The organism is Flavobacterium sp. (assembly GCF_039932285.1).
Lineage (GTDB): Bacteria > Bacteroidota > Bacteroidia > Flavobacteriales > Flavobacteriaceae > Flavobacterium.
The window spans coordinates 41,438-49,403 of record NZ_JBDTQE010000012.1; the positions used below are offsets into that span (position 1 = coordinate 41,438).

At 28.6% G+C, this 7,966-nt stretch carries 7 protein-coding genes; all 7 read left to right on the forward strand.

Annotated features, from left to right (window positions below):
- The first annotated feature begins 18 nt into the window (after window positions 1-18).
- The 7 genes from ABI549_RS04300 (at window position 19) to ABI549_RS04330 (ending at window position 7,927) form a co-directional block, all read left to right on the forward strand.
- Window positions 19-219: a helix-turn-helix transcriptional regulator gene (locus tag ABI549_RS04300; protein WP_045968913.1), complete on the forward strand. Its 201-nt coding sequence runs from the start codon at window positions 19-21 to the stop codon at window positions 217-219.
- Window positions 212-2,746 carry an ATP-binding protein gene (locus tag ABI549_RS04305; RefSeq protein ID WP_348075221.1) on the forward strand — a complete coding sequence of 845 codons (2,535 nt, stop codon included), beginning with the start codon at window positions 212-214 and terminating at the stop codon, window positions 2,744-2,746. The genes ABI549_RS04300 and ABI549_RS04305 overlap by 8 nt, the downstream gene beginning before the upstream one ends.
- Window positions 2,743-3,405, forward strand: coding sequence for a hypothetical protein (locus tag ABI549_RS04310; protein WP_348075222.1), 663 nt, complete (start codon window positions 2,743-2,745; stop codon window positions 3,403-3,405). The genes ABI549_RS04305 and ABI549_RS04310 overlap by 4 nt, the downstream gene beginning before the upstream one ends.
- Before the next feature lies 1 nt (window position 3,406).
- A complete protein-coding gene (locus ABI549_RS04315; protein WP_348075223.1) occupies window positions 3,407-3,985 on the forward strand; it encodes an HNH endonuclease signature motif containing protein in 579 nt (192 codons plus the stop codon).
- Between the two features lies 1 nt (window position 3,986).
- On the forward strand, window positions 3,987-5,825 hold the full coding sequence (locus ABI549_RS04320; RefSeq protein ID WP_348075224.1) for an N-6 DNA methylase: 1,839 nt from the start codon (window positions 3,987-3,989) through the stop codon (window positions 5,823-5,825).
- Window positions 5,826-5,836: 11 nt separating this feature from the next.
- Window positions 5,837-7,225: an ATP-binding protein gene (locus ABI549_RS04325; protein WP_348075225.1), complete on the forward strand. Its 1,389-nt coding sequence runs from the start codon at window positions 5,837-5,839 to the stop codon at window positions 7,223-7,225.
- 63 nt (window positions 7,226-7,288) lie between these two features.
- Window positions 7,289-7,927: a hypothetical protein gene (locus ABI549_RS04330; RefSeq protein ID WP_348075226.1), complete on the forward strand. Its 639-nt coding sequence runs from the start codon at window positions 7,289-7,291 to the stop codon at window positions 7,925-7,927.
- Window positions 7,928-7,966 lie beyond the last annotated feature (39 nt).

Sequence of the window (7,966 nt, forward strand, 5' to 3'; positions counted from 1 at the left end):
GCATATCATGCAAAGAATATGAGCAAAAAAGCAATTAATAGATTAAAAGTAGTATTAGCTGAAAAGAATTTAACTAGCAAATGGTTGGCTGAACAATTAGGCAAAAATGAAGCTACTATTTCTCGATGGTGTACAAATGAAATACAACCGCCAATTAAAACCTTTATTCAAATTGCTGAAAAGCTAAATATAAAATTAACTTCTTTATTCAATGATTAATAACACTATTAAAATACCTTTTAAAGTTTCAGCTAGAACAGCTAAACTAATTGGTTTAGAAAACTTCTCAACCGAAGAAGGTGCCGTAATTGAATTAGTTAAAAACACTTATGACGCAGATGCTAGTAAATGTATTCTGATTTTTGATCTAAAAATCAAAAAAGAAAAAGTGATAAATGATGAAGGTGTCGAAATTGAAATAGAAAAGTTCGAAAAAGAGAATAGCTGTATCTACATCATTGACAACGGAATCGGAATGTATGATAAAATAATTCAAAACCAATGGATGACTATTGGTACCGATGACAAGTTGTATGAGCATACGACAGAAGGTGGAAGAATAAAAACTGGAGCAAAAGGTATAGGACGTTTTGCATTAAACAGGTTAGGGATGTTAACAAATATGACATCTCTTCCCTCCGTATTAGAAATAGAAGTTGAAAAAGAAATTCATGAAGATCCATCAGAAACACCAAATACTAAACTATTACCAAATAGCAATAATATAGGTTTTGAATGGACAGTTGATTGGAAAGATTTTGATAAAAAAGGAGCTATAGTTTCAGATGTGGAAGCTGTTCTGTCTGTAAAGGATAATGTAAATCTTAAACATGAATATGTAAATAGATTTTCCTCTTATCCAAAAATAAAAGAATTACTTGAAGAAGTTAATTTTAAATCGGGTACTGTAATTGAAATAACAGAGCTCAATGATGAATGGAATGAAGATAAGTTAAGGAAGTTGTTTGGTAATTTAGAGATGCTTCTACCTCCAGAAGAACAAAGTGATTTTGGAATTGATTTATTCTTGCTAGGTAATTTAGAAGAATTTGGAACTTTAAAAAGAGCTTTTTATGACGATTATGATTATAAGCTAAAAGCCACGTATAATAATGAAAATGATAAAACATTAAATATAGAAATTTCACGAAATGAACTTGATGTTGATTCATTAGAAAATAGATACACAGAAGTTTTTGATTTTGATATGATGAAAAACGCACCATATAAACTCGAAGATTTTAGGAAAGAAAAAATTGTATTTGACTTACCTATTGAAAAATTAATATCTGAGAAAGTAGACAAAAAATTATTAGAGAGAGTCGGTAAATTTGATTTTACTTTTTATTTTTTAAAGAATACAATTTCCGATGACAAAGAAGATGGTGATTTAAAGAAGTACCCATATAAAAGCATCAATAGTGCTAATCGAAAATCATGGATAAAAAAGTTTGGTGGTATTAAGATATTTCGAGATGATTTCCGAATTAGACCTTATGGAGAAAATGGAGATGATTGGTTAAGATTAGGAGAGAGACAAGCTCAAAGTCCTGGTGGTGTTGGTCAAAGATTAGGTGGATATAAAATTAGACCTAATCAGATAGCTGGAACAATTAAAATATCTAGACTTCATAACGAAAGTTTTCAAGATAAATCTGGTCGAGAAGGTATTATTGAAAATGAAGAATTTGAACTTTTTAAAAATATTTTACTTGATATAATCGGACTATTTGAAAAGGATAGAAATGTTGTAATGTATAACCTATCGCAACTTCATACTAATAGAAATGAAGAAGCTGAAACGTTAAGAAAGGCAAAAGAAGATGTAGAAAGAATTAGAAAGCAAAAAGAAGAAAGAAAGGACTATAGTAATGATTCTGACCGTAAGAATGATGATAAGTCAACTAATGATAATAAAGAATATTCAGAATCCGAAGAAAATATGGCAGATGCCATATTGATATTAGAAAAGGATAATGAGAAAAAAGATGAAGAGTTAAGATTATTAAGAAGCCTTGCTAGTGTTGGGCTTATTATATCTTCATTTGCACACGAAGTTAGAAGTTTAAGAGCTAGATTAATTCCTCGTACAAAATTCTTAGTAGATGAATTAAGAAATCATTTAGACGAGAATGAATTAGGAAAAACTTTAGACAAAGATGACAATCCTTTCTATATGATTGATTTAATGCGTGACGAAGACACTAAGTTAAAGCATTGGCTTGATTATTCATTGAGCACTTTGAAAATTGATAAAAGAGAAAGAAAGAACCTTGATTTTTATCAATATTTTGAAAACTTTAAGGCAAATTGGAGTAAAGCTTTAGAACAAAGAAACATAACTCTTGTTTTAAATAAAATTGATGATGCTGACTACATAATTAGAGCCTTTGAGGTTAATATGGATTCAGTATTTAATAATTTACTATCCAACTCTATAAACGCACATAACGGATTTAATAAAGAACAGAAGAAAATTCAAATCAGCTTGCAAAAAAAAGAAAATGATATTGAGATTATTTTTTCTGATAACGCAAAAGGGCTTGACTTAAAGTATAAAGATAATCCAGAGGAGATTTTCAATCTTAATGAATCATCTAAAACAGATAATAAAGGAAATAAGGTTGGGACTGGATTAGGTCTTTATATTGTGAAATCAATAATTGAAGAGTATAATAATTCATCAATCGCTATTGTTAAAATCGATAATGGGCTGACATTTAAAATAACATTCAAAACTAGATGATGAAATATAAAATTGCATACATAGACGAAGATAAAGGCTGGATAAATACTTTTTATCAAACTTTTAAGAATGATTTTGAAATATTAAGAATTGTAGTTAACTCTGAATCTTCTGTTGAATCAATACTTGGTCAGTTATTATCAAGTAATCTTGATGCAATAGTCACAGACTATTTATTAGAAGAAAATGCAGAAGTTCCATTTAATGGGAATAAAATTGTAGAGGAAATAAAAAGAATAAGACCTCATTTTCCAATTGTTATGTTGACTTCATTTCCTACCCAAGCAATTGGACATACAGATGATGTACACATTATTTACAACAAAAACATCTTGTCTGTAGAAAATGACAGAGAAAAAGAAGAACTTGATATTTTTAAATCAAAAATCCAATCAAACATTACTAACTATTATAGAAAAATAGAAGACACAAATGTGAAAATTGAAACACTTATTGAAAAGAGAAATAATCAAGGTTTAGAAATTTTGGAGGAAGAAGAACTTTCTAAATTATATATTTTGTTTGATGAACTTAATCCAGAAGGAAAAGATTTACCTGCAAATCTAATTCATAGAGATTCTATCTCAAAACTTAATGAGTTTGTGAATGAAACAAAAGAAATTTTGGAGGAGCTTAAAAAACTAAATCAAGGTAAATAATATGATTCCATTTAGAAAAGAAACTCCTAAAAGAAGAGATATCAAAACTGTGGTTAATAAATATTCTGATCATAGGGATGAGTTAAAGAAAGATTATAAATGCCGTTGTGGATATTGTAATGATATTGATGTGTGGAGAACTATTTGGTTTGAAATCGACCATTTTGTTCCTCAGAAACTTTTAAATAAAATTAAGGAAACAGATTATTTAAATTTAGTTTATTCATGCAGATCTTGTAATAATTCCAAAAGAGCACATTGGCCAACTGGTGATGAATTAATCCATCATCAAAATAATGAAGGGTTTATTGACCCGTGCGATGATGAATATGAAAAGCAATTTTTAAGATTTGATAATGGAAGAATTATACATCAAACCCAATTAGGTAAATGGATATATTATAAGTTAAAGCTTCACAAGCCACAACATGAAATAATATGGCAAATAGAAGAATTAGACAACTTGATTGGAGAATGTGAAGAATTTTTAGATAAAATGGATAACCAAATATTAAAAGATAAATTATTAAATCTATATCGAGAATATCATAAATATACCAAAGAATTAGGAAGTCTTTAAAATGAAAAACGCAACAAAATATTTAAGTCAGAAATGCACTTCAAATCCATGGTTTGTAGACAGACTTATTATATCTGCTTTTCTTCATATAAATAAAATATTACTTAATAATAACTCATTATTATTAAGTTACTCAATTAATGAAAACGATGAAGATTATGAAAACTTAAATGGATTTATAGATGTAATTAAAAATATCAAAGATAAGTTTACTATTGAAGATTTAATTGAATTATTTGAATTTGTTATTTCTCCATCAGATAGAATTGTAAACGGTGCGATTTACACACCATCAGATATTCGTGAATACATAATTTCACAGTCTTTTCGAAAAGTAGGGAATCAACTTTTAAATGCCAAAATTGCTGATATTTCATGTGGTTGTAGTGGTTTTTTATACAGTGCTGCAAAAGAGATTAAAAGACGAACGGGAAATAGTTATCAATGTATTTTTCAAAATCAAATTTTTGGTTTAGATATACAAGAGTACTCAGTTACTCGAAGTAAATTATTATTAAGCCTTCTAGCTTTATCTGAGGGTGAAGATGTTGAACAATTTCATTTTAATATTCATCAAGGGGATACTTTAATTTTTAATTGGTCAGAAGTCATTAATGATTTTCAAGGATTTGAAATTATAGTTGGAAATCCACCGTATGTTTCTGCTCGAAATCTTGATATTGAAGCCAAAGAAAATGTCAAACTATGGGAAGTATGCTCAACTGGAAATCCAGATTTATATATACCTTTCTTTCAAATAGGCTATGAAAATTTAGCTCCAAATGGTATACTTGGTTACATAACCATGAATACATTTTTTAAGAGTTTAAATGGAAGAGCTTTAAGAAAGTATTTTGAAGATAATAGAATTGCAATTAGGATTATTGATTTTGGCACACATCAGATTTTTAAATCAAAAAGCACTTACACATGTATTTGTTTTTTAGAAAACGCTGAGCAGAATTTCGTTGAGTATTATAAATCTGTTACTAAAGAGTTGCCTACTAATCGAAACTTATACAATAGAGTAAATTTTCACAATTTAGACGCAAAAAAAGGTTGGAACCTAAACAATAATGAGGTCATATCCAGGATAGAATCTGTTGGAACTCCTTTTGGAGAGCTTTATAAAACAAGACACGGTATTGCTACATTACGAAATGATTTGTTTATTTTTAAACCTGTAGCAGAAGATGAAGATTTTTTTTACTTACAAAACGGTAATTTATATCCAATTGAAAAAGGAATTTGTAAAGATATACTTAACTCAAACAAGCTAAGCAGAAGTATAGATTTTGATACTGTTAGAGAAAAAGTATTATTTCCTTATAATAATAACAATAAACCAAAAGCTTTAGAAGAAGAATTTTTGAAAGATGTTTTTCCAGAGGCATACAAATACTTCAAAAAGAAAAAGCAAGAACTAGCAAAGAGAGATAAAGGAAAAGGGGAATATGAAAAATGGTTTGCTTTTGGTAGAACCCAATCATTAGAAAAAGTTGAAAACAAATTATTCTTCCCTAAATTTTCTGATAAAACTCCTGACTTTTTGATTAGTAATGATATTGATTTACTATTTTATAATGGCTTAGCTGTTATTGGTCATTCCGAAGAAGAAATGTTATTGGCTAAAAAAATAATGGAATCACGCTTGTTTTGGTATTATATAAAAACCACAAGTAAGCCATATTCATCAAGCTATTATTCCTTAAATGGTAATTACATTAACAATTTTGGAATTTGTGATTTTACAAATAATGAAATTGATTTTATCCTTAATGAAAATAACAAAGACACACTAGATGCTTTTTTTGAAGAAAGATATGAAATACGACTTTAATTTAAAATGAAATGCTCAACCCAACCCAAATAAAATCGATAGTATCCGCAGGAGAAGGCTACAATGCCGAATTCAAAGTAAGTATTCCAAGTAATGTAAAAGGAATTACAGAAGAAGTATGTGCTTTTGCTAATGCTTCAGGAGGTGTAGTTTTAATTGGTGTTGATGATACAAATACGATCAAAGGAGTAACGATCGATAATGGAAAACGTTCTGCTATACAAAATTCTATAAATGAAATATCTCCGGCTTTAAAATGCGAGTTTTATATTGTTGAGGTTGATGGTTTGAATGTGGCAGTTATAGAAGTGCCGTCAGGTCAAAATAAACCGTATGTTCTATCAGGTGCAATTTATGTGCGTCAGGGGCCAAATTCCCAAAAATTGACATCAGCTGAAGAAATGAGAGACTTTTTTCAACAAGCAGGCAAAATTTATTTTGACGATGCTTCTTGTATGGAGGCAAATATTGATACTACAATTTCAAAAGAAAACATAGATACATTTAGATTTGAAGCAGGTTTGGTAAATGCCACTTCAGACGAACAATTATTTACAAACTTAAAACTAATTGCAAACGATGGCCATTTAAAGAATGGTACTATTTTGTTTTTTGGAAACAATCCAGAACAGTTTTTCGAAAAAGCCGTTATTCGTTGTTTAGTATTCGATGGCTTAGATAAAAGATACATTATTGATGATAAAGTAATGACTGGAACACTTTATCAGCAATATCAAAAAAGTATGATTTGGCTAAAATCAAAACTTAATGTACGCTATGATATTGAAAGTGATGGAGCAAATCCAAGAAATGAGTATTGGGAAATTCCAATTATAGCTTTTAAAGAAACTATTATCAATTCATTAGCACATCGCGATTACTATGATAAAGGAGCAAGAATAACAATAGAAGTGTTTGATGATCGTGTGGAAATTTCGAATCCTGGAGGATTAATAAGTGCTGTTCCAAGAAATGAGTTTGGTAAAAGAAGTGCGAGTAGAAATCCTTTAATTTTTGGTTTGTTCGAAAGAATGCGTTTAGTAGAACAAATAGGTTCGGGTATTGCTCGTATTCGTGATGTAATGAAAGACGAAGGATTAACACCTCCTGAGTTTATTACAGACGGAATGTTTACTGTCACTTTAAGAAGACCTTTCGATTTCGATAAGTGGGTGAATAAGTGGGTGAATAATTTATCTGAAAAACAAATTCTAATCCTTACAGCAATTCACAACAATCCGAGTATTAAAAAGTCTGTATTGCAGCAACTAGTAGATTTTAGTGCTACTGCATTAGATAATAATATAGATGTTCTTAAAGGAGAAGGTTTACTAGAACGTGAAGGAACTAAAGGTGGAGTTTGGATAATACATTATATCAATCCAAAAGTGGGTGAATAAGTGGGTGAATAATTAAGAATTAAAGTAGTACTTAGTAATTAAGCAAATAGCTTCTCCAAAATTATGAATCAAATTGCAGAAAAAATAGAAAGACTTTTATGCTATTGTTTTCAGAACAATACAGATGAGCATAATTTTACAGATAAACCTGATTTCGATTTTTATATAGAAAACAACTTAATTATATCAATAGAAAAAGAGTCTAAAACATTTATTGTCAATTTTGATTCAAACTTATTAAATGATGAACTTTTAAAGATTGCAGAAATAGACTTAAAAAAAGAACTTCCTTCAGAAATAAAATTAGCATTAAATTTTGTAAATGATTTTGAACAAAACATAAAAGAAAAATATCCGCTTTTTGATTCAAATCCAAATTTTGCTACTTATAAAAAACATTTCAAAACATTTATTATCAATAAATTTGAATACAATTTAATTGAAGAGTATTATTCTGTTATACTGAAAAACAAGAAAATTGATAGAAAAGAAAAGAATGACTATGTTGAAACATTTTTTAAATATTTAGAAATTTATAACCCTAATGAGGAAGTTATTTTAAATTCTTGTTATAAATATTATAAAAGCGAAAAATATCCATCAAATTACATATTTAATATTCTAAGTAATATAGCAAAAACCAATCACTTTTTTGCCGTAAAATTAGTGGATTATATACTCAACAAAAAATTTAATGATTGATAATTCTGTTCACGATGCTTTATTAGCTTTGAAATTTAA